Origin of the sequence: Sphaerisporangium sp. NPDC051017, assembly GCF_040683095.1 — a bacterium.
Classification (GTDB): domain Bacteria; phylum Actinomycetota; class Actinomycetes; order Streptosporangiales; family Streptosporangiaceae; genus Sphaerisporangium.
Map to the genome: position 1 here is coordinate 142,029 of NZ_JBFBCI010000005.1, position 25,989 is coordinate 168,017.

General features: G+C 71.3%; 24 protein-coding genes. 5 read left to right on the plus strand and 19 right to left on the minus strand.

Features of this window, described 5'->3' with window-relative positions; genetic code table 11:
* The first annotated feature begins 88 nt into the window (after positions 1–88).
* A complete protein-coding gene (typA, locus tag AB0M95_RS07075; RefSeq protein WP_363760650.1) occupies positions 89–1,942 on the plus strand; it encodes a translational GTPase TypA in 1,854 nt (617 codons plus the stop codon).
* 102 nt (positions 1,943–2,044) lie between these two features.
* Here typA and AB0M95_RS07080 read toward each other — a convergent pair whose 3' ends face one another.
* The 4 genes from AB0M95_RS07080 to AB0M95_RS07095 form a co-directional block, all read right to left on the minus strand.
* The gene (locus AB0M95_RS07080; protein WP_363760653.1) at positions 2,045–3,286 is read right to left on the minus strand and encodes a family 16 glycosylhydrolase; all 1,242 of its coding nucleotides are present in this window, start codon (positions 3,284–3,286) and stop codon (positions 2,045–2,047) included.
* Positions 3,287–3,432: 146 nt separating this feature from the next.
* Positions 3,433–4,320, minus strand: coding sequence for a polysaccharide deacetylase family protein (locus AB0M95_RS07085; RefSeq protein WP_358511980.1), 888 nt, complete (start codon positions 4,318–4,320; stop codon positions 3,433–3,435).
* A gap of 32 nt (positions 4,321–4,352) precedes the next feature.
* Positions 4,353–4,658, minus strand: coding sequence for a hypothetical protein (locus tag AB0M95_RS07090; protein WP_358511977.1), 306 nt, complete (start codon positions 4,656–4,658; stop codon positions 4,353–4,355).
* Positions 4,659–4,830: 172 nt separating this feature from the next.
* Positions 4,831–5,454: an XRE family transcriptional regulator gene (locus tag AB0M95_RS07095; protein ID WP_363760656.1), complete on the minus strand. Its 624-nt coding sequence runs from the start codon at positions 5,452–5,454 to the stop codon at positions 4,831–4,833.
* 85 nt (positions 5,455–5,539) lie between these two features.
* Here AB0M95_RS07095 and AB0M95_RS07100 point away from each other — a divergent pair, with 85 nt between their 5' ends.
* Complete coding sequence (locus AB0M95_RS07100) at positions 5,540–6,382, plus strand: DMT family transporter (RefSeq protein ID WP_363760659.1); 843 nt, start codon at positions 5,540–5,542, stop codon at positions 6,380–6,382.
* Positions 6,383–6,514: 132 nt separating this feature from the next.
* Here AB0M95_RS07100 and AB0M95_RS07105 read toward each other — a convergent pair whose 3' ends face one another.
* Positions 6,515–7,108, minus strand: a complete 594-nt coding sequence (locus AB0M95_RS07105) for a sigma-70 family RNA polymerase sigma factor (protein WP_358511969.1) — start codon at positions 7,106–7,108, stop codon at positions 6,515–6,517.
* A gap of 285 nt (positions 7,109–7,393) precedes the next feature.
* Between AB0M95_RS07105 and AB0M95_RS07110 the strand changes: the two genes are divergently transcribed.
* Positions 7,394–8,467: a PLP-dependent cysteine synthase family protein gene (locus tag AB0M95_RS07110; RefSeq protein WP_358511966.1), complete on the plus strand. Its 1,074-nt coding sequence runs from the start codon at positions 7,394–7,396 to the stop codon at positions 8,465–8,467.
* A 111-nt stretch (positions 8,468–8,578) separates the two neighbouring features.
* Here the strand turns inward: AB0M95_RS07110 and ftsY are convergent, their stop codons facing one another.
* The 11 genes from ftsY to recG form a co-directional block, all read right to left on the minus strand.
* On the minus strand, positions 8,579–9,754 hold the full coding sequence (gene ftsY, locus AB0M95_RS07115) for a signal recognition particle-docking protein FtsY (protein ID WP_358511963.1): 1,176 nt from the start codon (positions 9,752–9,754) through the stop codon (positions 8,579–8,581).
* A gap of 112 nt (positions 9,755–9,866) precedes the next feature.
* Positions 9,867–13,547: a chromosome segregation protein SMC gene (smc, locus tag AB0M95_RS07120; protein WP_363760663.1), complete on the minus strand. Its 3,681-nt coding sequence runs from the start codon at positions 13,545–13,547 to the stop codon at positions 9,867–9,869.
* Positions 13,548–13,790: 243 nt separating this feature from the next.
* Positions 13,791–13,985: a hypothetical protein gene (locus tag AB0M95_RS07125; protein WP_114027795.1), complete on the minus strand. Its 195-nt coding sequence runs from the start codon at positions 13,983–13,985 to the stop codon at positions 13,791–13,793.
* 189 nt (positions 13,986–14,174) lie between these two features.
* Positions 14,175–14,465 (minus strand): acylphosphatase, encoded by a 291-nt coding sequence (locus AB0M95_RS07130; protein ID WP_363760666.1) that lies wholly within the window; start codon positions 14,463–14,465, stop codon positions 14,175–14,177.
* A complete protein-coding gene (gene mutM / locus AB0M95_RS07135) occupies positions 14,462–15,337 on the minus strand; it encodes a bifunctional DNA-formamidopyrimidine glycosylase/DNA-(apurinic or apyrimidinic site) lyase (protein ID WP_363760668.1) in 876 nt (291 codons plus the stop codon). Before mutM ends, AB0M95_RS07130 begins: the two co-directional genes overlap by 4 nt.
* Before the next feature lie 3 nt (positions 15,338–15,340).
* Positions 15,341–16,054: a ribonuclease III gene (rnc, locus tag AB0M95_RS07140; protein WP_358513019.1), complete on the minus strand. Its 714-nt coding sequence runs from the start codon at positions 16,052–16,054 to the stop codon at positions 15,341–15,343.
* A gap of 263 nt (positions 16,055–16,317) precedes the next feature.
* Positions 16,318–16,497, minus strand: a complete 180-nt coding sequence (gene rpmF, locus AB0M95_RS07145) for a 50S ribosomal protein L32 (protein ID WP_358511951.1) — start codon at positions 16,495–16,497, stop codon at positions 16,318–16,320.
* Between the two features lies 1 nt (position 16,498).
* Positions 16,499–17,080 (minus strand): DUF177 domain-containing protein, encoded by a 582-nt coding sequence (locus AB0M95_RS07150; protein WP_363760671.1) that lies wholly within the window; start codon positions 17,078–17,080, stop codon positions 16,499–16,501.
* A gap of 48 nt (positions 17,081–17,128) precedes the next feature.
* Positions 17,129–17,605, minus strand: a complete 477-nt coding sequence (gene coaD, locus AB0M95_RS07155) for a pantetheine-phosphate adenylyltransferase (RefSeq protein ID WP_358511945.1) — start codon at positions 17,603–17,605, stop codon at positions 17,129–17,131.
* Between the two features lie 16 nt (positions 17,606–17,621).
* A complete protein-coding gene (rsmD, locus tag AB0M95_RS07160) occupies positions 17,622–18,191 on the minus strand; it encodes a 16S rRNA (guanine(966)-N(2))-methyltransferase RsmD (RefSeq protein WP_363760674.1) in 570 nt (189 codons plus the stop codon).
* A gap of 433 nt (positions 18,192–18,624) precedes the next feature.
* Complete coding sequence (recG, locus tag AB0M95_RS07165) at positions 18,625–20,817, minus strand: ATP-dependent DNA helicase RecG (protein WP_363760677.1); 2,193 nt, start codon at positions 20,815–20,817, stop codon at positions 18,625–18,627.
* Positions 20,818–21,274: 457 nt separating this feature from the next.
* On the opposite strand from recG, the gene rpmB reads away from it, so the two are divergent.
* Together rpmB and AB0M95_RS07175 are read left to right on the plus strand one after the other, a co-directional pair.
* Positions 21,275–21,460: a 50S ribosomal protein L28 gene (gene rpmB / locus AB0M95_RS07170; RefSeq protein WP_114028028.1), complete on the plus strand. Its 186-nt coding sequence runs from the start codon at positions 21,275–21,277 to the stop codon at positions 21,458–21,460.
* A 105-nt stretch (positions 21,461–21,565) separates the two neighbouring features.
* Positions 21,566–22,225 (plus strand): hypothetical protein, encoded by a 660-nt coding sequence (locus AB0M95_RS07175; protein ID WP_363760680.1) that lies wholly within the window; start codon positions 21,566–21,568, stop codon positions 22,223–22,225.
* Here the strand turns inward: AB0M95_RS07175 and thiD are convergent.
* The 3 genes from thiD to AB0M95_RS07190 all read right to left on the minus strand — a co-directional run bounded on the left by thiD (position 22,222) and on the right by AB0M95_RS07190 (position 25,927).
* On the minus strand, positions 22,222–23,028 hold the full coding sequence (thiD, locus tag AB0M95_RS07180) for a bifunctional hydroxymethylpyrimidine kinase/phosphomethylpyrimidine kinase (protein WP_358511933.1): 807 nt from the start codon (positions 23,026–23,028) through the stop codon (positions 22,222–22,224). The two genes, AB0M95_RS07175 and thiD, sit on opposite strands and share 4 nt — an antisense overlap.
* A gap of 54 nt (positions 23,029–23,082) precedes the next feature.
* Positions 23,083–24,831, minus strand: a complete 1,749-nt coding sequence (locus AB0M95_RS07185; RefSeq protein WP_363760683.1) for a hypothetical protein — start codon at positions 24,829–24,831, stop codon at positions 23,083–23,085.
* A 121-nt stretch (positions 24,832–24,952) separates the two neighbouring features.
* On the minus strand, positions 24,953–25,927 hold the full coding sequence (locus tag AB0M95_RS07190) for a thiamine-phosphate kinase (protein ID WP_363760686.1): 975 nt from the start codon (positions 25,925–25,927) through the stop codon (positions 24,953–24,955).
* Positions 25,928–25,989: the final 62 nt, after the last annotated feature.

Here is a 25,989-nt window from a genome sequence, read left to right on the forward strand (position 1 = left end):
CGGCACGTGGCGGTGAGGACGATCAACTAAAATGGATTGAGCCGCAGAGTCCGCGGCCGGCCTCCACGAACCAGAGCGAGATTCCATCATGCCTTTGAACAGCCGCGACGACCTGCGGAACCTCGCGATCATCGCGCACGTCGACCACGGCAAGACCACGCTGGTGGACGCCATGCTCTGGCAGTCCGGGGCCTTCCGCGCCAACCAGGACGTGGACGAGCGGGTCATGGACTCCAACGACCTGGAGCGCGAGAAGGGCATCACCATTCTCGCCAAGAACACCGCGGTCAAGCACGGAGACCTGACCCTCAACATCATCGACACCCCCGGCCACGCCGACTTCGGCGGCGAGGTCGAGCGCGGGCTGTCGATGGTCGACGGCGTGGTCCTGCTGGTCGACGCCTCCGAGGGCCCGCTGCCCCAGACGCGCTTCGTACTGCGCAAGGCGCTGACCGCCAAGATGCCGGTCATCCTCTGCATCAACAAGGTCGACCGCCCCGACGCCCGCATCTCCGAGGTCGTCGACGAGGTCTACGAGCTCTTCATGGACCTGGACGCCACCGAGGAGCAGATCGACTTCCCGATCGTCTACGCCTCCGCGAAGGCCGGCCGGGCGAGCCTCACCCGCCCGCAGGACGGCGGGATGCCCGACTCCGAGAACCTGGAGCCCCTGTTCGAGACGATCGCCTCGACGATCCCGGCGCCGGTGTACGACCCCTCGGCCCCGCTCCAGGCCCACGTCACCAACCTGGACGCCTCCAGCTACCTCGGGCGCATCGCCCTGTGCCGCGTCCACCAGGGCACGATCAAGAAGGGGCAGCAGGTCGCCTGGTGCCGCACCGACGGCAGCATCCAGCGGGTCAAGATCAGCGAGCTGCTGATGACCGAGGCCCTGGAGCGCAAGCCCGCCGAGCAGGCCGGGCCCGGCGACATCATCGCCATCGCCGGCATCCCCGACATCATGATCGGCGAGACGCTGGCCGACCCGGACGACCCGCGCCCGCTGCCCCTGATCACGGTCGACGAGCCCGCGATCTCGATGACCATCGGCACCAACACCAGCCCGCTGGTCGGCAAGATCAAGGGCTCGAAGGTCACCGCTCGCCTGGTGAAGGACCGCCTCGACAAGGAACTGGTCGGCAACGTCTCGCTGCGCGTGATCGCCACCGACCGTCCCGACGCGTGGGAGGTCCAGGGCCGCGGCGAGCTGGCGCTGGCCGTCCTGGTCGAGCAGATGCGCCGCGAGGGGTACGAGCTGACGGTCGGCAAGCCGCAGGTCGTCACCCGCGAGATCGACGGCAAGGTGCACGAGCCGGTCGAGCGGCTGACGGTCGACGCGCCCGAAGAGTACCTCGGCGCGATCACCCAGCTCCTGGCCATCCGCAAGGGCCGCATGGAGCACATGACCAACCACGGCACCGGCTGGATCCGCATGGAGTTCGTGGTCCCGGCCCGCGGCCTGATCGGCTTCCGCACCGAGTTCCTCACCGAGACGCGCGGCACCGGCCTGGTCCACCACGTCTTCGAGGCCTACGAGCCGTGGTTCGGGGAGCTGCGCACCCGCAGCAGCGGCTCACTGGTGGCCGACCGCGCGGGCGCGGTCACGGCGTTCGCGATGCTCAACCTCCAGGAGCGCGGCACGCTGTTCGCCTCGCCGGGCACCGAGGTCTACGAGGGCATGATCGTCGGCGAGAACAGCCGCGCCGACGACATGGACGTCAACATCACCAAGGAGAAGAAGCTCACGAACATGCGGTCCTCCACGAGCGAGGAGACCGAGAAGGTCATCCCGCCGCGCACGCTCTCGCTGGAGCAGGCGCTGGAGTTCTGCCGTGAGGACGAATGCGTCGAGATCACCCCGGAGACCGTCCGCCTGCGCAAGGTCGTGCTGGACGCCGCGAGCCGGGCTCGCACCGCCGCCCGCGCCAAGCGCGGCAACTGACCCGCGAAAAGGGCCCTCCCCCACCGGGGAAGGGCCCTTCGGTCGTCCGGGGACGCGCGGGTCGGCTACGCGCCCGCTTCCGGCCTGCGGGAGACGCGGAGGTCAGCTACGCGTCCACCTCTGGGCGGCGGTGCCGTTGCAGTCCCAGATCTGCAGCCGCGTGCCGTTGGCGGAGCTGCCGTCGGTGGCGTCGAGGCACCTGTTCGACTGCGGGTTGACGATCTGCCCGGTTCCGGAGTTGTAGGTCCACTTCTGGGCGCCGGTGCCGTTGCAGTCGTACAACTGCACCTTGGTGCCGCCGGCCGTGGAGCCGCCGGTGACGTCGAGGCACTTGCCGAGGGCGCTCACCGAGCCGTCGCCGTTCCAGGACCAGCTCTGGGCGCCGGTGCCGTTGCAGTCGTAGAGCTGGACGGCCGTGCCGTTGGCGGTGTTGGCGCCGGCCACGTCGACACACTTGCCGCCGATGCCGGTGACCCTGCCGCCCGTGCCGCCCGTGGGCTGGGCATAGACGCGGACGTAGTCGACGGTCAGGCTCTGCGGGAAGGTGGTGGAGCCGTCGGGGTTGCCGGGCCAGTACCCGCCGACCGCCAGGTTCATGATCATGAAGAACGGGTGGTCGAACACCCAGCGGTTGCCGCCGAGGTCGGCCGGGGTCCGGCGCTGGTACTCGTTGCCGTCGACGTACCAGACGATCAGGTTCGGGGACCAGTCGACGGCGAAGGTGTGGAACGCGTCGGCGAACGCGCCGCCGATCGAGTACCCGGCGCCGATGCCGCCGGCACCGGAGTAACCCGGGCCGTGGATCGTGCCGTGGACGGTGCTGGGCTCGCGGCCGATGTTCTCCATGATGTCGATCTCGCCGTTGTTGGGCCAGCCGACCGACCCGAGGTCGTTGCCGAGCATCCAGAAGGCGGGCCAGATGCCCTGGCCGCGCGGCAGCTTCATGCGCGCCTCGAACCGGCCGTAGGTCCGGGTGAAGGTCGCGGAGGTGAGCAGGCGGGCGGAGGTGTACTGGCAGGTGCCGTAGTGGCACTGGTAGTTGGCCGGGTTCTCCTGACGGGCGGTGATCACCAGGTTCCCGGCGCCGTCCATGGCGGCGTTGCGGGTGCTGTCGGTGTAGTACTGCAGCTCGTTGTTGCCCCAGCCGCTGCCGCCGATGTCGAAGCGCCACTTCGACGCGTCGACGGCACTGCCGGCGGCCCCGTTGAACTCGTCGGACCAGACGAGCGGGCCTGGGGCGGGGGCGGCGCTGGCGGTGCCGCTCATGGGGACGAGCAACGCCAGCACCGCGAACAGAGCGGCACCGATGGAGAGAAGCGTTCTGGAACTGGGGGGGCGGACCATACGGGTCACCTCATCGGATCCGTGGATGTAGCTTTACGGAAACTTTCGGGCAACAATATTGTCCATGTCAAGAGAGCGCTCTCATGAAATTTCGGACATCGTCGTGGGCACGGCGATGTCCGTGGATATGCCGGTGCGCGGACCCCTCAGGAGCGCTTGCGCTCCCCCTCGGCGGCCTCGCCCGCGTACCGCTTGCCGGCGGCCAGCTCGCGGCCGCCGTACAGCTCCGAGACCGTCACGAAGGTGTAGCCCTTCTCCGCGAGCTCGTGGAGGAGGCGCGGCACGGCATCGGCGGTGGTCCTGTGGATGTCGTGCATCAGCACGACCGAGCCGGGCCTGGCCTCGGCGGCGCGACGAGCGATGACGGCGCTGTCCTTGTCACGCCAGTCCATGGTGTCGACGTCCCACAGGATCTGCGCGAGACCGGCGCTCCGCGTGGCGTCCCCGACCTTGGCGTCCGTGGCGCCGTAGGGCGGGCGCATCAGCCGCATCGTGACGCCCGTGACCGCCCGCACCGACTCCTGGGTGCGTTCGAGCTGGACGGACAGCGCCTCGCGGGACAGCGACGGCAGCGAGGGGTGGTCCCAGGAGTGGTTCCCGATCTCGTGCCCCTCGGAGATCATGCGCCGCAGGTACGGCTGCGTCACGGGGTTGACCATCTGCCCGACCACGAAGAACGTCGCCTTCGCGTGGTAGGCGGCGAGCATGTCGAGCACCTTGCCGGTGTAGTCGAAGGGCCCGTCGTCGAAGGTCAGGGCCACGCACTTGACCCGGTCACAGCGGATCGACCGGCGGTTCGGCGCCACGACGGGACGGGTGCCCGGCCAGCCGGGCTGCTGCACGATCACCCGCAGCGCCACGAGCGCGGGATCGGCGGCCGGGCGGACCGGCGCGGACGTCCGGACGCGGACGACCTCATTCCTCTGGCTCCTCCGGCTCGGCGCGGACACCTCCCCGCATCCCGACAGGACCAGCGCCATCGAGAGCGTGAGCGGAAACCACAGCCACAGTACTCCAGCGCGACATCCAGCCACCCGCTCGCTCCCCCCGAAACAGCGGCAGGGGGCTACGGATACCTTTCGGCCGTTTCCCCCCGAAGAGTCTTCGCCAGCTCCTCCCACCAGGGAGGAATCTCGGCGTGCAACTCCGCGTAGCGACGTGCCACCCGAATGGCACATCCGACCGGATCCGTACCCAGATGGCGACGTTTCACCACACCCTCCTGCCAACGGTAAAAGCCATCACGGAACGTGACGACCAGCCCGATCCAGACAGAAAGGATGGCGTCGTCGCACACCACGTACGCGTCGGCGACTCCCAGCCCCTCCAGCTCAACGCGCAGCTTCGCCATGGCCGCGCGGGAGTCGGTCACCCGTCCACCCCCCGGATGACCCTCGGCCGGACGGGGACACGGCCGGGAACTCGGCCGGGGGGATGACTCTTCAGCGCAGACACACCGATGATGTACCCGTATGGGCGCCTCCTTTGCACCACACGGAGCGAGACGTGATGCGTCCGTGAGACGACGTTCACGAAAACTGTGCCTAAGGGGCGCCCCGAACACGCCGTGCCGGGGGCGCGGCCACAGGCGCATCGGGGGTTTGGCGGGGTTCGGTGACGACCATGATGAAGCGCAGGCGGCCGGCGGTCTCGTTGGCGTAGCGGTGGGGGCGGTCGGCGCTGAACAGCACGGCCTCGTCGAGCCCGACGACGTGGCTCTTCCCGTACACCGACAGGGTCAGCTCGCCCTCCAGGACGGTCAGCATCTCGCGCGTGCCGGCCGGGTGCGCGTCACCGTCGTGGTGCTCCCCCGGCGCGAGCGCCCAGTCCCACATCTCCAGGATCGCCGGGGCGTCGGACCCCACGAGCAGCCGCGCGGAACCGCCCTTGTCGCTGCGCCACAGCGTGACGACGTCGGAGGCGTGCACCACGCGGACGACCGGCGTGTCGGACACCTCGACCAGGCGGGCGACCGTGACCCCGAGGGCGTCGGCGATGCGGGTGAGCGTGGTCACGCTGGGGTTGGTGCGGCACTGCTCGATCTGGACGAGCATGCCCCGGCTCACCCCCGACCGGGCGGCGAGCGCGTCGAGGGTCATGCCCCGGTGGGCGCGCTGGGCGCGGACGTTGCTGGCGATCGCCGCCGTGATGGTCTCCGGATCCGGCATGAGTGCAGTTTAGTGACAGTTGTGTGCAATGGATTAGTCCCAATATATTGCACTAACAGTGCAATCCAGTGAAGGGTGAACCGCGATGACGGCCGTGCTGCTCGCGACCATCTGCGCCGTCGTGTACGGCATGGCCGACTTCTTCGGCGGTCTCGCCACGCGGCGCTCGCGTGTCCTCGCCGTCGTCCTGCTCACCCAGATCGCCGGGCTCCTGTTCGTGATCCCGCTGCTGCCGCTCCTCCCGGGCACTCCCGGCATGGGCGCGCTGGCCTGGGGCATGGGGGCCGGGCTGTGCGGCGGGCTCGCCGTCATCTTCTTCTATCGTGCTCTGGCCGGCGGCGTCATGTCGGTGGTGGCGCCGACGACCGCGACCATGTCCGTGGCGCTGCCCGTCCTGGTCGGCCTGGCCATGGGCGAACGCCCGGAGCCGCTCGCGCTGGCCGGGGTGGCGCTCGCGCTCGGCGCGGTGATCCTCGTCGGGCGCGACTCCGCCCCCGCGGGCGGCAGGACCACGCTCGGGCCGGTCGTCCAGGCGCTCGCCGCCGGCCTCGGCTTCGGCGCGTTCTTCATCCTGCTCAAGCAGGCGCCCGAGGGCTCGGGCCTGTGGCCGCTGTTGGGCGCCCGCTTCGCCTCGATCCTCCTGGTCGCCGCGCTCGCCCTGGTCAGCAGGCGCACGCTGCGGCCCGGGCCGGGGGCGATCCCCACGATCGTCGCCGCGGGCGTCATGGACATGGGGGCCAACGTGCTCTACGTCCTGGCGGCGCAGCGCGGCCTGCTGGTCGTGGTCGCGGTTCTGGTGTCGCTCTACCCGGCCAGTACGCTCCTGCTCGCCCGCTGGGTGCTCAAGGAGCGCCTGAACGCCCTCCAGGCGTCCGGAATCGGCCTCGCCCTCGGCGCCATCGCGCTGATCGCCGTCACCACGACCTGACCCCCGCCGCGAACCCCAGCCCCCGGACATACCCGGACATACGACCCTGGACATGACGAAGGCCGGCCCGGCGGGGTGCCGTGCCGGCCTTGGTGAGCGCGCGTCAGGCGGTCGGGAGCTCCAGGGCGCCCGTCAGGCCGCCTGGAACTCCGGGGTGAGGCGTACGCCCTCGTCGTGGGCGTAGCCTTCGAGCATCGTCCTGAGCTGGCGGCGACCGCGGTGCAGGCGGGACATGACCGTGCCGATCGGCGTGCCCATGCGCTCGGCGATCTCCTTGTACGCGAAGCCCTCGACGTCGGCGAGGTACACCGCGACCCGGAAGTCCTCCGGGAGGGACCGCAGGGCGTTCATGACCACGCTGTCCGGGAGCTGCTCCAGGGCCTCGGTCTCGGCGGAGCGCAGCCCGGTCGACATGTGGGACTCGGCGGCGGCGAGCTGCCAGTCCTCGATGTCCTCGGCGGCCGACAACTTCGGCGACCGCTGCTGCTTGCGGTAGTCGTTGATGAAGTTGTTCGTCAGGATGCGGTGCAGCCACGCCTTGAGGTTCGTCCCCGGCCGGAACTGGTGGTAGGACGTGTACGCCTTGGCCACCGTCTCCTGCACGAGATCCTCGGCGTCCGCCGTGTTGCGCGTGAGGCGCATCGCGGACGCGAAAAGCTGGTTGGTGACGGGCATGACGTCACGCTCGAACCACGCGCGACGCTGCTGTTCGGTCATCGAGATCATCTAATCCCCCTCAAACCTGCCTGACCCCCGTTACCCGCCCGGCATGAACCCATGCAGGTTCGGTAACCGCTTTACTCCATCTGACGGCTCATCACATGCTCATGGTTCACCCATAAGAGTGACGTTAAGGGTTGTCGCTGGTCAGGAGGGTCATCAAGCGATTGGCCGACGGTGGCCACGTCACACCGAGGCCGGACAAGTTTCATTATAGTAACAGACGTCACCCAAAACGGTGAAAAATGTGGTAAGGCTCACATGGAACCGGGCAGCCGGTACCGTGGCGACATGAAGTACGTGGACCGGCATGATCCGACGACGCGGGACTGGGTGGCCGAGGCGATCCGCACGGTGGAGGCGGACGCCAACCGCAGCTGCGACACCCACCTGCACGTCTTCCCGCTGCCCCCGCGCTGGGGCGTGGACCTCTACCTGAAGGACGAGTCCGTCCACCCCACCGGTTCGTTGAAACACCGGCTGGCCAGGTCCTTGTTCCTGTACGGCCTCGCCAACGGGCACATCGGCCCGTCCACCACCGTCGTCGAGGCGTCCAGCGGCTCGACCGCCGTCAGCGAGGCGTACTTCTGCCGCATGCTCGGCCTGCCGTTCGTCGCCGTCATGCCCGCCTCCACCTCGCCGGAGAAGATCGCGCTCATCGAGTTCTACGGCGGCAAGTGCCGGCTCGTGGACGACCCCCGGGCGATCTACGAGGAGTCCCACCGTCTGGCCGAGGAGACCGGCGGCCACTTCATGGACCAGTTCACCTACGCCGAGCGCGCCACGGACTGGCGGGGCAACAACAACATCGCCGAAAGCATCTACCAGCAGATGGCCCTGGAGCGCCACCCCGAGCCCGCCTGGATCGTCGTCGGCGCCGGCACAGGCGGCACCTCGGCCACCATCGGCCGCTACATCCGCTACCGCCGCCACGCCACCCGCCTGGCCGTCGTGGACCCGGACGGGTCGGCGTTCTACCCGGCGTGGGTCGGCGGCGAGGACGCCGGGACGGCGCGCGGCTCCCGGATCGAGGGCATCGGCCGCCCGCGCGTCGAGCCGTCGTTCCTGCCCACGGTCATCGACCGCATGATCCAGGTGCCGGACGCCGCGTCGATCGCCGCGATGCGCTGGGTGCGGGAGGTCACCGGGCTCGACGCCGGCGGATCCACCGGGACCAACGTCGCGGCGGCCGTGGAGCTCATCAAGGAGATGCGCGAGAACGGCGAGCGGGGCAGCGTGGTGACGCTGATCTGCGACGGCGGCGAGCGCTATCGGGGCACGTACGGCGACGACGGCTGGCTCGCCGAGCACGGCATCGACATCGACCCCCCGCTCGGCGAGCTACGCGCGTTCCTCGGTTCCTGAGCTCGTGCCGTGCCTATGGCGCTCTCTTCGTGCACGCGGTGAGGGCACTCCAGAGCCCTCACATGCCTATGACGCTCTCTCCGTTCGCGCGGTGAGAGCGCCCTTGAGCCCTCACGTGTTGCCGAGGATCGCGTCCACGAAGACCTCGGCGTCGAAGGGCGCCAGGTCGTCGGGGCCCTCGCCGAGGCCCACCAGCTTGACCGGGACGCCCAGCTCGCGCTGGACCGAGACGACGATGCCGCCCTTGGCCGTGCCGTCCAGCTTGGTCAGCACGATGCCGGTGACGTTCACGACCTCGGCGAACACCTGGGCCTGCCGCAGGCCGTTCTGGCCGGTCGTGGCGTCCAGCACGAGCAGGACCTCGTCCACCGTGGCCTTCTTCTCGATGACGCGCTTGACCTTGCCGAGCTCGTCCATCAGGCCGGTCTTGGTGTGGAGGCGGCCGGCGGTGTCGACGATGACGGTGTCGACCTTGTCGTCGATGCCCTTGGTGACCGCGTCGAAGGCCACCGACGCCGGGTCGGCCCCCTCGTCCTTGCGGACGACCTCCGCGCCGACGCGCTCGCCCCAGGTCTGGAGCTGGTCGGCGGCGGCGGCGCGGAAGGTGTCGGCCGCGCCGAGGACGACCTTGCGGCCGTCGCCGATGAGCGCGCGGGCGAGCTTGCCGGTGGTGGTGGTCTTGCCGGTGCCGTTGACGCCGACCACGAGCACGACGGCGGGACGCTCGCCGTGACGCGCGGTGTGCAGCGTACGGTCGAGGTCGGCGCCGATGAGCGTGAGCAACTGCTCGCGCAGCAGGCCGCGCACCTCGCCGTGGTCTCGGGAGCCGAGCACCTTGACCTTGGTGCGCAGCTCGTCGACCATCGCGCGCGTGGGCCCGACGCCGACGTCGGCGGTGATCAGCGTGTCCTCGACCTCGTCCCAGACGTCGTCGTCGAGGCGGTCGCGGGACAGCAGGTCGAGCAGGCCCTTGCCGAGCGAGGTCTGCGAGCGGGCCAGCCGGGCGCGCAGGCGCACCATGCGACCCGCCGACGGGGGCGGGATCTCGATCTCGGGGACCACCACGGGCTCCACCGGCCGCGCCGGGGGCGGGACGGTGGTCGTGACGGTTTCGTCCTCGATCACGCCGGTGGGCGGGGCCTGTTCGCGCTCCGGAAGGGTGGGCGCCTGCGGCGGCGTGACCGGCGGCGCGTGTCGTTTCGTGGGCCGGAACAGCAGGAACATGCCCCCCGTCGCGAGCAGCGCGACGAGGATCACGATCAGAATGATGCCAAGATACCCATCCACAAGAAGCCAGTTTTCCAGACGGGCGGGCGTGGTGACGCCCGGGCTCACCCATCCTGCGGCGGTTATACCGATATTTCCCGACTTGTAGGACGAACTTTGAAGATCATTAAGTTCAGGCGGTTTCCCGCTCGCGAAGCCGCTGGCTGATCACCTGCGTGACCCCGTCCCCGCGCATGCTCACCCCGTACAGCGCGTCCGCGATCTCCATCGTCCGCTTCTGGTGCGTGATCACGATGAGCTGCGAGCTCTGCCGGAGCTCCTCGAACAGCGTGAGCAGCCGCTGGGTGTTGGTGTCGTCCAGCGCCGCCTCGACCTCGTCCATGACGTAGAACGGCGACGGGCGGGCCTTGAAGATGGAGATCAGGAACGCCACGGCCGTCAGCGACCGCTCCCCGCCCGACAGCAGGGACAGGCGCTTGACCTTCTTGCCCGGCGGCCGGGCCTCGACCTCGACCCCCGTGGTCAGCATGTCGGACGGATCGGTCAGCAGCAGGCGTCCCTCACCGCCGGGGAACACGCGCGTGAAGATCGTCTCGAACTCGCGGGCGACGTCCTCGTACGCGGCCGTGAAGACCTGCTCGACCCGCTCGTCGACCTCCTTGACGACGAGCATCAGGTCGCGCCGGGTCTTGCGCAGGTCCTCGAGCTGGGAGTTCAGGAAGGTGTGCCGCTCCTCCAGCGCCGCGAACTCCTCCAGCGCCAGCGGGTTGACCTTGCCGAGCTGCGTCATCTGCCTCTCGGCCGTCCGCGCCCGCTTCTCCTGCTCCTCGCGGACGTACGGCACCGGCTCGCCGTCGCCCACCGGCACCGGCTGCTCGGGACCGTACTCGGCGGTCAGGGCGTCGACCTCGACGCCGTACTCCTCCATCGCCCGGGTCTCCATCTGCTCCAGGCGCAGCCGCTGCTCGGTGCGGGCGACCTCGGTGCCGTGCACGCGGTTCACCAGCTTGTCCAGCTCGCCGGACAGCTCCCGCACCCGGACCCGGACGGCCTTCAACTCGGCGTCGATCTCGCCCCGGGCCCGCTCGGCGTCGTCGCGCTCGTCGGCGGCGGCCGCCAGGGACGCCTCCAGCACCCCGAGCGCACGCCCGGCGCCGTGGACCACCGCCTCGGCGACCTGCGCCTGCGCGCGGCGGCGCTCGCGCAGCGCGGCGGCCCCGGCGCGCTCCTCGCGCTCGCGCCTGGCCGCCCGCATGAGCTGGTCGGCCCGGCCCGCGATGCCCTTGACGCGCTCCTCGGCCGTACGGACGGACAGGCGGGCCTCCATCTCGGCCTGCCGGGCGACCGAACAGGCCGAGGCCAGCTCGTCGCGCGTCTCGGTGGTCGGCTCGGCCGCCAGCTCGTCGGCGTACTCGGCCTCGGCGAGGCGCTCCTCCAGCTCGGCCACGCCCGCGAGATGGCGGTCGCGGGCCTCCTCGGCGGCGGTGACGTTCGTGGCCAGCCGCTCGCACTCCTGGCTCGCGGCGTTCGCGGCTGCGTCGAGCTGGGCCAGCCTGCGGGCCACGGCGGCCTGCCGCTGGTCGGCCTCGCGCTGCCTGCCGCGCAGGCCGTCCAGCACGCCCTGCGCGGCCTTCACCCCCGCCTGGGCGGCGTCCACGCCGGTCTGGGCCTGCGCCGCGCGTGCCTGGGCGGCCTCGACGGCCTGCTGGGCGGCGCGCTCGTCCTCGGCGGCCTCCTCCAGCGCCTCGCCCGTCCGCTCGGCGGTGGCGGCGGCCTCGGCCAGGGCGGCCACGGCCTCATCCAGCGCGGTGCGCATCTGCAGGACGGACGCTCCGCCGCCGGATCCGCCGTAGGCGTAGTGGGCGCCCACCAGGTCGCCCGCCCAGGTGACCGCCCGAAGATCCGGGCGTTCCTGGACGAGCCGGGTGGCGGCCGGCAGATCGTCCACCACCACGACCCCCGCCAGCAGGCCCTCGGCGGCCGGGCGCAACTCGCCCGGGACGGTGACCAGGTCGGCCGCCCACTGGGCCCCGCCGGCCGGGGCGGGCCGCGTGACGGGAGCGGCGGAGGCGACGACCAGGCCCGCCCGGCCCGCGCCCTTGGCCCGCAGCAGCTCCAGCGCCTCCACGACGGTGGCCTGCGACTCGACGGCCACCGCCTCCGCCGCCGCGCCGAGCACGGCGGCCACGGCGACCTCGGCCCCGGACCGCACGGCCATCACGGCGGCGAGCGGCCCGAGCACGCCGGGCAGATCGGCCGCCAGCAGCGCCGCGCCGCCGTCCGCGCCCTGTGAGAGGCCCATCTCCAGGGCGTCCCGCCGGGCCTCCAGGGCGGCGAGGCCGCGCTGCGCCTCCTGGTCGGCCGCGCGGGCCGCGGCCACCGCCGACCTCGCCTCCGCGAGGGCCTTCCTCGGGGCCTCGACGGCCGCCCTGGCCTCCTGGACCGCGGCCCTGGCCTCCTCGACCACCACCTCGGCCTCGTCGACGCCCTCCTGCGCCAGGGCCAGCTCCTCGGCCAGGCCGGGCTCGGCGGCGGGCTCGGCGAGGCGCTCGGCCTCGTGGTCCTCGCGGGCGCGCTCGCTGCGCTGCCGCGCCTCCGCCAGGGCCTTGCCGAGACGCCCCATCTCCTCCTCGGCGGCCCGCGCGCGACCGCGCACCGCGGCGACCTCGCCCCGCAGCCGTGCCAGGCTCTCCCGCCGGTCGGCCGCAGCCCGCGCCGCGGCGGCCAGGCGGCGCTCCTCGCCCGCCAGCGCCTCCTCGGCCTCCGTACGCCGCCAGACGGCCTGTTCGAGGACGGCCTCGGCCTCCTCCAGCTCGGCCTTGAGCGTCTCCTCGCGCTCGCGGACCTCGGCGGCCTCGCGCTCGTAGTCCTCCGGGTCGCGCCCGCGCCGCTCGATCGACGCCGCCTCGACGGCGTGCCGCTGCCGTTCGCTCGCCAGCGTCTCGACGCTGTGGAAGCGCTCCTTCAGGGCGGCCAGGCGGTAGTAGGTCTCCTGGGCGGCGGCCAGGCGGGGCTGGGCGGTGCTCTCGGCGACCTCCAGCTCGGCCTCACGCGTCTGGCCGGTCTCCAGCTCGCCCTCGACCTCGGCGCGCCGGACGCGCACGGCGGCCTCGTCGGCGGCCTCCTGGTCCAGGCGGGTGCGCAGCCGCACGACGTCGTCGGCGAGCAGGCGCAGCCGGGCGTCGCGCAGGTCGGCCTGGATCACCGCGGCCTTGCGCGCGATCTCGGCCTGGCGGCCCAGCGGCTTGAGCTGGCGGCGCAGTTCGTTCACCAGGTCCTGGACGCGGGTGAGGTTGGCCTGCATGGCGTCGAGCTTGCGCAGCGCCTTCTCTTTGCGCTTGCGGTGCTTCAGGACGCCCGCGGCCTCCTCGATGAAGGCCCGGCGCTCCTCGGGGCCGGCGTGCAGGACGGTGTCGAGCTGGCCCTGGCCCACGATGACGTGCATCTCACGGCCGATGCCGGAGTCCGACAGCAGCTCCTGGATGTCGAGGAGCCGGCAGGTGTCGCCGTTGATCGCGTACTCGCTCTGGCCCGACCGGAACATCAGCCGGCTGATCGTGACCTCGGTGTAGTCGATCGGGAGCGCGCCGTCGGTGTTGTCGATCGTCAGCGTGACCTCGGCGCGGCCGAGCGGCGGCCGGGAGGACGTGCCGGCGAAGATGACGTCCTCCATCTTGCCGCCGCGCAGCGACTTGGCGCTGTGCTCGCCCATCACCCAGGCGAGCGCGTCGACGACGTTGGACTTCCCCGACCCGTTGGGGCCGACCACGCAGGTGATGCCGGGCTCGAACCGCAGGGCGGTCGCCGAGGCGAAGGACTTGAAGCCGCGCAGCGTCAGGTTCTTCAGATACACCGCGCCGCCGACCTCCCCGCCGAATCCGATCCGCCGAGGTCACCCGTGACCTGGACGATCCATGCGGGGCACACTACTCGCTCGGGCCCACGTGTGTGCCTAAGGCGCCGTCTTCGTTCACGCGGTGTGCGGGCACGAACCGGGCCCCCGTGGGTGCGCCAGGGGTGCCGGGGAGAACTGGCTGTACAACACGAAGGGACGCCTTTGCGGGGCGTCCCTGACGGTGTGTTGCCGTACCGATCCTCAGGTGAGGGCCGGCTCGCGATCCTGCAGACGGGTGAACTCCTCGTCCCGCGACTGCGCCGCGAGAGCGTCGTTCTGCGCCTGGAGCCTTGTGAGCTCAGCCTCCAGATCCCGGATCCGCTGCTGAAGACGGCGCATTTCCGAGACCATCCGAGGGTCGAGACCGCCGACGTGGCCGAGTAGAGCCTTCGCCATGGTTAAGGGTCCTCCACGCTGAGTGACCAAACTGGGTCGCGCACTTGTAACCGCGGGAGGGGTGCGCGTGTTTCCTCTCAAGAGTCGCACCGGCGATGGAGGCGGTCAAGTTGAACGCTCCCCATGAATGCACCAATGGGCACTCCCGACATGTAAATATACCGCATTTAGGGGGTTTAAGGGAAGCGGCTACCGCTCCACAAATCCACCAAAACCACCTCGAACCGGCGTCCAGCGCTCCACCACTGCATCTACCCGTCCCGGCGTCGTACCACCCCTGAGCAGGGCGAGGAGCTTCTCACACACCTCGCGAGGGCCCTCCGCGACGACCTCCACCCGGCCGTCGGCCAGGTTCGACGCCGACCCCACGAGGCCGAGCTCCAGGGCCCGCGCCCGCGTCCACCAGCGGAATCCGACCCCTTGGACGTGGCCCCGGACCCACGCATTGAGACGTACGTCACCCGAGTCCGAAATGCTCATTGAAGTGTCCTGGGTTGACATCGCGGACAACTGTAGGAGGACCTGTTCATGAACGCTTCGCGCAGGACGGGCGCGCCGCAGCGTCCGCACGGCTCGCCCTCACGGCCGTAGACGTTGAGCGACCGGTCGAAGTAGCCGCTCTCGCCGTTCACGTTGACGTACAGGCTGTCGAACGACGTGCCGCCCTGGCCCAGGGCCTCCCCCATGACCTCGCGCACCGCCGCGAGCAGCTCGGCCGCCTTGCGCGCGCCCAGCGCCCGGGTCGGCGTGCCACCGTGCAGCCGCACCCGCCACAACGCCTCGTCCGCGTAGATGTTGCCGACCCCGCTGATCAGCGACTGGTCGAGCAGCGCGCGCTTGATCTCGGTCTGCCGGACGGCCAGCTTCCGCGCGAACGCGTCGTCGTCGAAGGCGTCCTCCAGCGGATCCGCCGCGATGTGGACGATCGGCTCGGGCACCGAGCGCGCCAGAGGCACCAGCGGCGCCACCAGCAGGTGCCCGAACGTGCGCTGGTCGACGAACCGCAGCTCGGGGCCGCCGTCGTCGAAGCTCAGCCGAACCCGCAGGTGCTTCTCCACCGGAGAGCCCGGATCCACGACCAGGAGCTGGCCGCTCATGCCCAGGTGGGCGAGCAGGGAGTCGACGGCCTCGCCCGGCCGCCCCGCCTCGCCGAGGGGCATCCAGAGGTACTTGCCGCGGCGCTCGGCCGACAGCAGGGTGCGGCCCGCCAGCCTGCCGGCGAACTCGGCGGCCCCCGGCACGTGCCTGCGGATCGCGCGGGCGTGCAGGACCTCGGCCTCGACGATCGTGCGGCCCGCGACCCAGCGCGACAGGCCGCGCCGCACGACCTCGACCTCCGGCAGCTCGGGCATGATCTAGCTAGCCGCCTTCTCCAGCTTCTCGCGGGCCTCGCTGCGCGCGCGGATCGCCGTCCACGCGGCCTCGGCGGCCTGCTGCTCGGCTTCCTTCTTGCTGCGGCCGGCGCCCGAGCCGTACTCCTGGCCGCCCACCCGGACGACCGCGGTGAACGACTTGGCGTGGTCGGGACCGCTCTCGTCCACGTGGTACTCGGGGACGCCGAGCATCTCGGAGGCCGTCAGCTCCTGCAGCGAGGTCTTCCAGTCCAGGCCCGCGCCGAGCGACGCCGAGCGGACGATCAGCGGGTCGAACAGCAGGTGGACCACGCGGAACGCCTCGTCCAGGCCCTTGTCGACGTACACGGCGCCGATCAGCGCCTCCAGGGTGTCGGCGAGGATCGAGGACTTGTCCCGGCCGCCCGTGCCCTCCTCGCCCCGGCCGAGGCGCATGAAGCGACCGAGGTCCAGCGTGCGGGCGACGTCGGCGAGCGCGCGCATGTTGACCACCGCGGCCCGCAGCTTGGCGAGCTGCCCCTCGGGCAGGTCGGGGTGACCCCGGAACAGCGTGTCGGTGACCACCAGGCCCAGCACGGAGTCGCCCAGGAATTCCAGGCGCTCGTTGGTGGGCAGGCCACCGTTCTCGTAGGCGTACGAGCGGTGCGTCAGCGCCCGCTCCAAAAGGGAATCATCCAGCCGGACGGCGAGGACGTTGAACAGCTCGTCCCTCGCGATCTCTACGGCGACCGGCTTACCACCTGCGGCCACGTCTCCTCCTCGGACGGTTTCTCCGGCCGTCACGCAGCACGTCACGACCTTGGTCGCGATGGCGGATAACGCGGGAAGTGCCCGAAAACGTGGTGGACGCCGGGAGATTGCGGCAACCCCGGCGCCCACCACGGCCGCGGGCGAACCGCCACCGCACGCCTTCACGGCGGACGGTCATGGGCCGGATGACGTCGCATCCGGCCGCATCACCGGCCACCGCAGGGGCGTGATCAGGCCGACGGTTCGATGACCTGACGGCGGTTGTAGGTGCCGCAGGTCGGGCAGACGACGTGCTGCAGCTTCGGCGACCGGCACTGGTTACAGCTCACGAGCGCGGGCGCGGCGGTCTTCCACTGCGCGCGGCGGGCGCGGGTGTTGCTGCGCGACATCTTCCGCTTGGGGACGGCCACGTCAACCCTCCTGGTCTTTCTGGTCGTTTCCGTTCTGACTTTGCAAACTCCGCAGCGCCGCCCAGCGGGCGTCGACCTTCTCATGCCCGTGGTCAAGGCCGGCCTCGGCCAGCTTGGCCCCGCACTCCACGCACAACCCGGGGCAGTCTTCACCGCACACCGGGCTCAGCGGCAGTGCGAGCACCACCGCGTCGCGGAACGTCGGTTCCAGGTCGAGAAGCTCGCCGTCGAGGAGCAGGTCGTCCTCGGCGGCGTCCTCCGCGGAGTAGAAGAAGAGCTCCTGGAACCCGACCTCGATCTCCGAGTTCAGGGGATCCAGACAGCGCGAGCATTCTCCGCTGAGCGGAGCCGTCGCCGTGCCCGTCACGAGCACGCCTTCCATCACCGCCTCGAGCCGCATGCGCAGCTCGATCTCGGCGCCCTTGAGGACGCCGATCATGCCGACGGAAAGGTTCGCCGGTGCCGGGAGCGCACGGGAGATCTCACGCATAGATCCCGGTCGTCGCCCCAGATCGTGAGTGGAAATCACCCAAGGGGCTCGGGGGTCGAGGCTATGCAGCGTCTTCCTGCTCTCTTGAGGCATGGCGAATCCCCGCCGTCGTACAAGGCCGATTAGAAAGGATACCAGGACTCAGCCGCGTAGCCGCTCGACGAGCATCTTGCGAACGAGCTCGGGCACGAGCCCGGAGATGTCCCCGCCATAGCGGGCGATCTCCTTCAGCCTGCTCGACGACAGGAACGAGTATTCCGGATTGGTCGACATGAACAACGTCTCGACACCCGACATCCGGTAGTTGAGCTGGGCCATCTGCAACTCGTAGTCGAAGTCGCTGACCGCGCGCAGCCCCTTCACGATCGTCGGGATGCCCTGCTGCTTGCAGAAGTCGACCAGCAGCCCGTGGAACTTCTCCACCCGCACGTTGCCGTACTCGCGGGTGACCGCCTCCAGCGTCTGGATACGCTCGTCGACGGTGAACAGGCTCTTCTTCTCGACGTTGATCAGCACCGCGACGACGACCTCGTCGTAGAGCCGGGACGTCCGGCCGATGATGTCGAGATGGCCGTTGGTGACGGGATCGAAGGACCCCGGGCAGACGACACGACGCAAGGCTTACCCCCCAGTTTCACTGGTTCCCGGCGGCGCGACCGTACCAAACGGACGCTTCACCATATCGACGGACCCTCTCCTCTTCGAACCCCGAAGGCCAGATCAGATCCTTCCCGCGTGACTCGCGCTCCACCGCGACCAGGGCGTCCTCGGCGAGCCATCCGTTGTCGCGCAGCCGCTCGAGAACCTCCTGGACGGCCTCGTCGGTGACCGCGTACGGAGGGTCGGCGAACACGAAGTCGTACGGCTCCGGGCACGCGCCGGCCACCACCCGCTCCACCTTGTCACCCGTCACCACGGCCCCGGCCATGCCCAGCTCCGCGATGTTCGCCCGGATCGTCCGGATCGCCTTGGTGTCGTTCTCCACCAGCAGCGCGTGCGCCGCCCCACGCGACAGCGCCTCCAGGCCGACCGCGCCCGACCCGGCGTACAGGTCGAGCACCCGCGCGCCGTCCAGCGGGCCCAGCAGCGAGCCTACGGTCGAGAACAGGCCCTCCCGGGCGCGGTCGCTGGTCGGCCGCGTGCCACGCCCCGGCGGGACGGAGATGCGCCGCCCACCGGCGGTCCCTGCGATGACTCGGGTCACCTGCCCATTCTCTCCGCCCCACGCGTGCGGCGAGTCCTCAGGTCAAGAGTGGCCAAGTGTCGGCGACGAATGCGCAAGGGTCGTTCCCCCGGGCCCCCCGAGCCCACATGATGAGTTCTGCGGCCTTCATGGTGACCCAGGGGAAGGCCGACCGGCGTGATCGTGAGCCCTTCCGCGCGCCGGTGCCCTCGGCACCTGACCCGAGGGTGGGCCCAGCCGGGGACGGCATTCGGGGGGAGGCCGTCCCAAGGCTGGGCCCTGGGTCATTTTTCGTTTCGGGGCCCCGGCCCGTCCCGTTTCGGGCCCCCGGCCCTGCCCACCAAGCCCGCGAAATCCGTCCTCGACCGCGAGGACGTGCGTATCAGCACAGGACGGCCGGCTCCGGGCCGTCCCGCGCCGATGATCACCGCGCCCTCCTCAGGCGAGGAGGGCCTCAGGTCTTTTCGAGGTAGTCGGAGCGGGTGTCGGTGAGGAGGCGGTCCAGCTCGGTCTTGAGCGGTTCGTGGGCTTCGAGTGTCGGGTCGGCGGCGAGCAGGGCGGTGGCCTCCTCGCGGGCGGATCTGATGATCTCTTCGTCGCGCAGGAGCTGGAGCATCTTCAGGGAGGACCGGCGGCCGGACTGGGCCGCGCCGAGCACGTCGCCCTCGCGGCGCTGTTCCAGGTCGACGCGGGAGAGCTCGAAGCCGTCGAGGGTGGCGGCCACCGCCTCGAGCCGGCCGCGCGCGGGGGTGTCCGGCGGGAAGTCGGTGACGAGCAGGCACAGACCGGGCAGCCCGCCCCGGCCGACACGGCCGCGGAGCTGGTGGAGCTGGGAGACGCCGAACCGGTCGGCATCCATGATGACCATGACCGAGGAGTTCGGGACGTCGACGCCGACCTCGATCACGGTGGTGGCCACCAGCACGTCGATCTCGCCCCGCGTGAACGCGCGCATGATCGCGTCCTTCTCTTCGGGGGCCAGCCGCCCGTGCAGGGCCTCGACGCGGAGCCCGGCCAGCGGGCCGCCGGCGAGCATGGGGGCGACCTCCATGACCGCGAGGGGCGGCCGCCGCTCGTCGCCCCCGCGCTCGTCGCCGCCGAAGTCGCCGTCGAGGTCTCCCTCGTCGCCTTCCAGGTCGCCGATGCGGGGACACACGATGTACGCCTGCCGCCCGAGGCCGACCTCCTCGCGGATGCGGCCCCACGTGCGGTCGAGGTAGTGAGGCTTGTCGGCGGCGGGCACGACGTGGGTGGTGATCGGCGCGCGCCCGGCGGGGAGCTGGCTGAGGGTCGAGACCTCCAGATCGCCGAACACCGTCATGGCGACCGTACGCGGGATCGGGGTGGCGGTCATGACCAGCACGTGGGGACGCCCTCCCCCGGCCTTCTCGCGCAGCGCGTCACGCTGCTCGACGCCGAAGCGGTGCTGCTCGTCGACGACGACCAGGCCGAGGTCGGCGAACTGGACGTGCTCCTGGAGCAGGGCGTGGGTGCCGACGATGATGCCGGCCGCTCCGGAGGCGGCGTCCAGCAGCGCCACGCGCCGCCCGGCCGCGCCCATCGACCCGGTGAGCAGGGTGACGGCCGTGCCGCCGAACATGCCGCCGGTGGCGAGGTCGCCGAGCATGCGGGTGATCGACCGGTGGTGCTGCTGGGCGAGCACTTCGGTGGGGGCGAGCAGCACGGCCTGCCCGCCGGCGTCGACGACCTGGAGCATCGCGCGCAGGGCCACGACGGTCTTGCCCGCACCGACCTCGCCCTGGAGCAGGCGGTGCATGGGGTGGGCGCGCGCGAGCTCGGCGGCGATCTGGTCGCCCACCTCGACCTGGCCATCGGTGAGCTTGAACGGGAGGCGCCCGTCGAAGTCGGCGAGCAGGCCGTCGTCGCGGCGGGGCCTCGGGGTGGCGGGCCACGCGGCCGCCGCCAGCCGCCGCCGCGCGAGCACGGCCTGCAGGGTGAACGCCTCGTCGAACTTGAGCCGCTTGCGGGCCCGCGTCACGTCCTGCTGGTCGCGCGGCCGGTGGACGGCCTCCAGCGCGTCGGCGAGGCCGGCCAGGCGGTGGCGGGCGCGGACCTCGGAGGGCAGTGGGTCGGGCAGGGGGCCGAGCGTGTCGAGCACGACGCCGATCGCGCGGCGGATCACCCAGGACGAGATGCCGCCCGCGGCCGGGTAGATGGGCACCGGCGCGGCGGCGAACTCGGCGGCGGAGGCCTCGGTCTCTTCGAACGGCTCGAACTCGGGATGGTTGAGCTGCCACTTGCCGGTGTCGCCGCGCCCGAAGCGCCCGACCTTGCCGGAGAACATCGCGCGGGTGCCCGGCTGCAGCCTGCCCTCGACGACGTGCGAGACCCTGCCGAAGAAGGACAGATAGATCTTGTTGCGCCTGCCGTCGACGACCTCGACCTCCAGCCACGTGCCGGAGCGGTTGCGCATGGGCTTGCGCATCAGGCGGGAGACCTCGCCCACCACGGTGACGTGCTCGTCCACCTCGAGGGCGTCGAGCGTGGTCAGCTCGCCCCGCTCGGCGTACCGCCGGGGGTAGTGGCGCAGCAGATCGCCGACCGTGGTGATGTTGAGCGAGCTTTCTAGGGGCTTGGCCGTCTTGGGGTCAAGCGCCTTGATGAGCGGCTCGTCGAAACGCGTCACGTCAACCAGTTCTACCGCCCCGGGCCGACAAGAACGGCCGTCCGGCGCCACGTGGTCCGTGGCCGGTCACTGGACTCCGATGAGCAGCGGATAGCCGCCCTGGCCGCCCTCGTGGACGGCCATCTCCACGGCCACCCAGACGTGCCCGTGGCGGGTGTGCCCGGCGGCGTCGGTCATCGCGACCACGTCGTCGTCGAAGCGGCGCGGAGGGACGGGACGGAAGGGCGGGTGGGGTGGCGGGTCTTGGGGGTTGCTCTGGCCGGGTTGTGGGGCGCGGGGATGGCGGGGATGCGCTACGGTTGGTGGTACGAGATTATCCCCGTTCGCCGCTTCCCTCGTTTCGCGTGCCGGTGGTGGCATCGGATACCCTCGTGTAGCTAGCCGGTTGTCCCGGCGTGCCCGACCACCGCTTCTACCTCGGTTTCGGGCCTATCGACTGATCTAAGGAGCGATGACCGTGGCTTCCGTCTGCGACGTCTGCGGCAAGGGGCCGATCTTCGGCAACAACATCTCGCACTCGCACCGCCGCACCCGCCGCCGCTGGAACCCCAACATCCAGCGTGTGCGCGCCATGGTGGGCAGCACGCCGAAGCGGCTGAACGTGTGCACCTCCTGCATCAAGGCCGGTAAGGTCACCCGCTGACCCTGGCTTTCCGCTCGGCCCGTCGTCCTCTCGCAGGCGGCGGGCCGTCGTCGTTCACGGCCGCCTCAGGGCGTGGCGCGGGACGGGATGGGTAGCTTCTCTCTCGTGCTGAATCCGCCCATTCGCCTGAGCGTGAACGCCTCCACAGGCCAGAAGGTCACCGTGTCGGTCATCGGGCTGATCTTCCTCGGCGTGCTCGGCGGCATCGCCGGCGTCGCGGCCCTCGCTCTCAGAACGACCGAGCCCGGCTTCGCCGCCGACGGGTTCACGGGGTCGCCGTTCGACCCCGACGGGAGCGGATTCCCCTCGACGGCGATCAAGGGACTGTTCCTCGTGGCCGCCGCGCTGATCGTCGGCTGCCTGGTGACCATGGTGCTCGGCACGTACCGGCGGCAGGCGATCCTCAACGGCACCGTCCTGGAGGTCCGGGGCCTGCTGGGCACGCGCAGGGCCGACCTCGCGAAGTCCCGGGTGTGGATCGACTCCGAGCCGGAGTACGTCAGGAACCCGCACGGCGAGGGGAACATCCCCACCGGGCGCCGAGTCCCCCACCTGATGGCCGAGGACCCGCTGAGCGGCCGAAAGGTGCGGCTGCGCCTGCACAGCATGGCCCGCACCCTGCTGCCGCCGCACGAGCTGAACGCGCTCGCCGAGGCCGTGGAGTCGGGGTCCGGCTCGCGTCCCGACGCGGACGCCTCGCAGGCGGCCAGGACCGCGACGATGCTGCGCCGCCTGGCCGACGACCCGATCGCCCGCCTGCTCTAGGAGCCGGCGGCCCGTTCCCGGCGCCAGCGCCAGGCGTGGTCGACGGGGCCGATGCCCGCGCCCAGCGGGAACCCGTGCGCGATCGCCCCGGTGACGTACTGCTTGGCCTTGCCCACCGCCCCGGGGACGTCCTCGCCGAGCGCGAGGTGGGAGGCGATGGCCGAGGCCAGCGTGCAGCCGGTGCCGTGGGTGTGCCGGTTGTCGTGCCGCTCGGCGCGGAACCGGAACTCGCGCGTGCCGTCGGTGAGCAGGTCGACCGGCGGGCCCGGCAGGTGGCCGCCCTTGATCAGCACCCACGCGGGCCCGAGCGCCAGCACGGCCTCGGCGGCGGGGCGCAGGCCGTCCTCGTCCTCGACCTTCACCGAGGTGAGCTGCTCGACCTCCCACAGGTTGGGGGTGACGACGGTGGCGACGGGCAACAGGCGGTCCTTGACGACGTCCACCGCCTCGGGGTCGAGGAGCGGGTCGCCGTGCTTGGAGACGCCCACGGGGTCGACGACGACGGGCGCGTCCACGCCGGCCAGCACCTCGGAGACCACCGTGACGAGCCGCGGGGACGCCAGCATGCCCGTCTTGACGGCCTGGGCGCCGATGTCGCCGAGCACGGAGTCGAGCTGGGCCCGCACGGCCTCGGGCGGCAGTTCCCAGTAGCCCTGGACGCCGACGGAGTTCTGGGCGGTCACGGCGGCGATCACGCTCATGCCGTGGACGCCGAGCGCGAGCATCGTCTTCAGATCGGCCTGGATGCCCGCGCCTCCGCCGGAGTCGGACCCTGCGATCGTCAGCACACGGGGAGGAGTCACGCGTCCATCAAACCAGGCGCGCGGCGGCGGCACGTCCCGGGACCGCCGCCGGGCTCAGCGGCCGGTGTCCCGCCGGATCCGCGCGGTGCTCGCGTCCAGGCTGATCTGGCACTTGCCCTCGGCGAGCCCGCAACTGGCGGGGAGGGTCGCGTCGCCGTCGGCGGTGAAGGAGACGACGGTGGACTCGTTCACGCCCAGCCGAACGGCCGAGGTGAGCACCAGCGTGGCGCCGTCCTGCTCCCAGGTGACGCCCCGCGCGGCGGTGACGACCCCGCCGACGGGCACCCGCAGCGTCCAGCCGTCCAGCGCCGGGCCGGTGTTGACGACCGAGAGCCTGCCGGTGTAGCCGGTGTCGCTGAGGTCGTCGACGCCGAAGTCGACGGCGACGCGGCCGGGTGCCGTCTGCCTGCCGCCGTCGGACATCGGGCTCGCCTGGGGCGACTGCTGGGGCTGCGTGGGCTGCGCGGTGATGGACGGCTCGGCGGAGCTCACGGGGTCGGGGTCGTGCGCCTGGGGGTTCTCCGGGCCTCCGTTCATGTTCTGCTTGGGGCTGGGGTCGGACTCGGGGGTGTTCCGGTTCGTCGCACTGGGCTTCGGGGCCGGGGTCGCGCGGGTGTGCCGGGGGGTGGGGCGCGCGGAGGGGGTGGCGCGCCGCCGCGTGTCCTGCGTCGCCGTCGGGTCCGCCGAGTCCTCCGGGGACGCCGTCTCGTCGGGCGGGGCCGAGTCCGTGGCGGACGGATCGGCCGAAGCCGCGTCTTCCTCGCCGGTCCCGCCGCCGGGCGTGGGGTCGGCCTGGGCCACGGACGCGCAGGTCCGGCCCTGGGGGCACCCCGGGGTGGTGGTCATGTTGATCTGGCTGGACGAGAGCTTCACGCCGATGACGGTGGCGGTGACGGCCATCACGACGGCGACTGCGGACAGGACGGCGACGGTGCGTCCCCGGCCTCCCTTTCGCTCCTCGGTGCCGGTGTGGCGGTCCGCCCGCCTCGCGCGCCGCCGGCCGGGCTCGGCGCCGCGACGCCCCGGCTCGTCCTCGGGGGCGCGGCCGACCCGCAGGATCGTGCCCGTGTGCGGGTACGTGCCGGTGTCGGCGGACGGCTCCGTCCGCGTCTCACCGGCCTCGGGGAACGGCCCGACGGCCCTCATCTGCCCGGTGTGCGGGAACGCCTCCCCCGCCTCAGGGTAGGTGCCCACGGCCCGCATCTGCCCCGTGTGGGGAAAGGCCTCGCCCGATTCGGGGAAGGACCCGACCGCCTGCATCTGACCCGTGTGCGGGAACGCGTCCGTGGGCTCGGGGAAGGACCCCACGGCCTGGAACTGGCCCGTGTGGGGAAACGCCTCGCCCGCCTCGGGGAAGGACCCGACCGCCCGCATCTGACCCGTGTGCGGGAACGCGTCCGTGGGCTCGGGGAAGGACCCCACGGCCTGGAACTGGCCCGTGTGGGGAAACGCCTCGCCCGCCTCGGGGAAGGACCCGACCGCCCGCATCTGACCCGTGTGCGGGAACGCGTCCGTGGGCTCGGGGAAGGACCCCACGGCCTGGAACTGGCCCGTGTGAGGGAAGGGGCCGGTGTCAGGTGGCGGAAACTGTGAGCCCGTGGGATCGGTGACCGGCGATGGGCGCTCCCAGGCGCGCGGCCAGGGAGCGGCGGCCGGCTCGGCGGACGACGCGGGCGGCGCGGGGTCCGCGGGAAGGGCGGGGTCGTTCAGCCACTCCTGGGTGCCGCGCTCGTCGTCCCAGCCCGAATCATCGTGCTCGTCCCACCCATCACCGGCCCCCCGGCCTCGGCGTCCGCGTCCCATGAAGCGCCTTCCTCGAAAAATAGCAGCGCCCCACTTCATAACACCTTTAACACTTCTATGTCACAATATTCACGATATTCGTGGCTCTCGCCTGCGGTCACACGCCCCGGGGAGCGGCCCGTCACGACCGGAAGTGGTCCCACCCTCCGTACGCCTCCTCATGGCCCCTGACCTGCACGCCTTTCCCCTCGGCGATCCTTCCGACGACGCGCCACTCCGCGGGCAGCGGCACCTCGGCGGGGAAGACCGCCGCGAGCGCGTGATCTTCGCCACCCGTGAGGATCCACCGCAGTGGGTCCTCCCCCAGCTCGGCCGCGGCCGCGGCCAGCGGCTCGTCCAGGGGGAAGGCGTCCGGGTCGATCTCGACGCACACGCCGCTCGCCTCCGCGATATGGCCGACGTCCTGCAACAACCCGTCGCTGACGTCCAGCATCGCGGTGGCGCCGAGCGCGGCGGCGGCGGGACCGCAGGCGTACGGCGGGCTGGGGCGCCGGTGCGCGTCCTCCAGTTCGGCGAACCGCTCGGAGGTCCCCGCGCGGCCCGCGAGGAACAGCGCCAGGCCCGCCGCCGCGCGCCCGAGCCGCCCGGCCACGGCGAGCACCTGCCTCGGCTGCGCGCCCGACCGGGTGACGGGCGGGCGTCCGCCCAGGTCGCCGAGGGCGGTCACGGCGAGCACGACCTGCTCGGAGCGGACGATGTCGCCCCCGGCGACGCTCACGCCGATGGGCGCGCACTCGTCCCTGAACCCGTCGGTCAGGCCGTCGAGCCACTCCGTCGGCAGGTCTCCGGGCAGGCCGAGGCCCACGACCAGGGCGGTCGGGGCGGCGCCCATCGCGGCGACGTCGGCGAGGTTCTGCGCCGCCGCCTTCCTGCCGACGTCGTACGGGCTGGACCAATCGCGGCGGAAGTGCCTACCCTCGAGTAGGAGATCCGTCGTCACGACCATCCGCCCATCGGGAGCACGAACGACCGCGGCGTCATCGCCGGGACCGAGCAATACCGCCGGAAATTGAGGCAAGCGTCCGACAATACGTGCAATGATCCCGAATTCGCCAAGATCTGCGACTGTGATAGCACACCTCCAGGTGTGTTCCATGTACGGTGGCGAGTCGGCACTGATCTAGATACGGCATTGACACGATAGACAGCAGCGAGCTT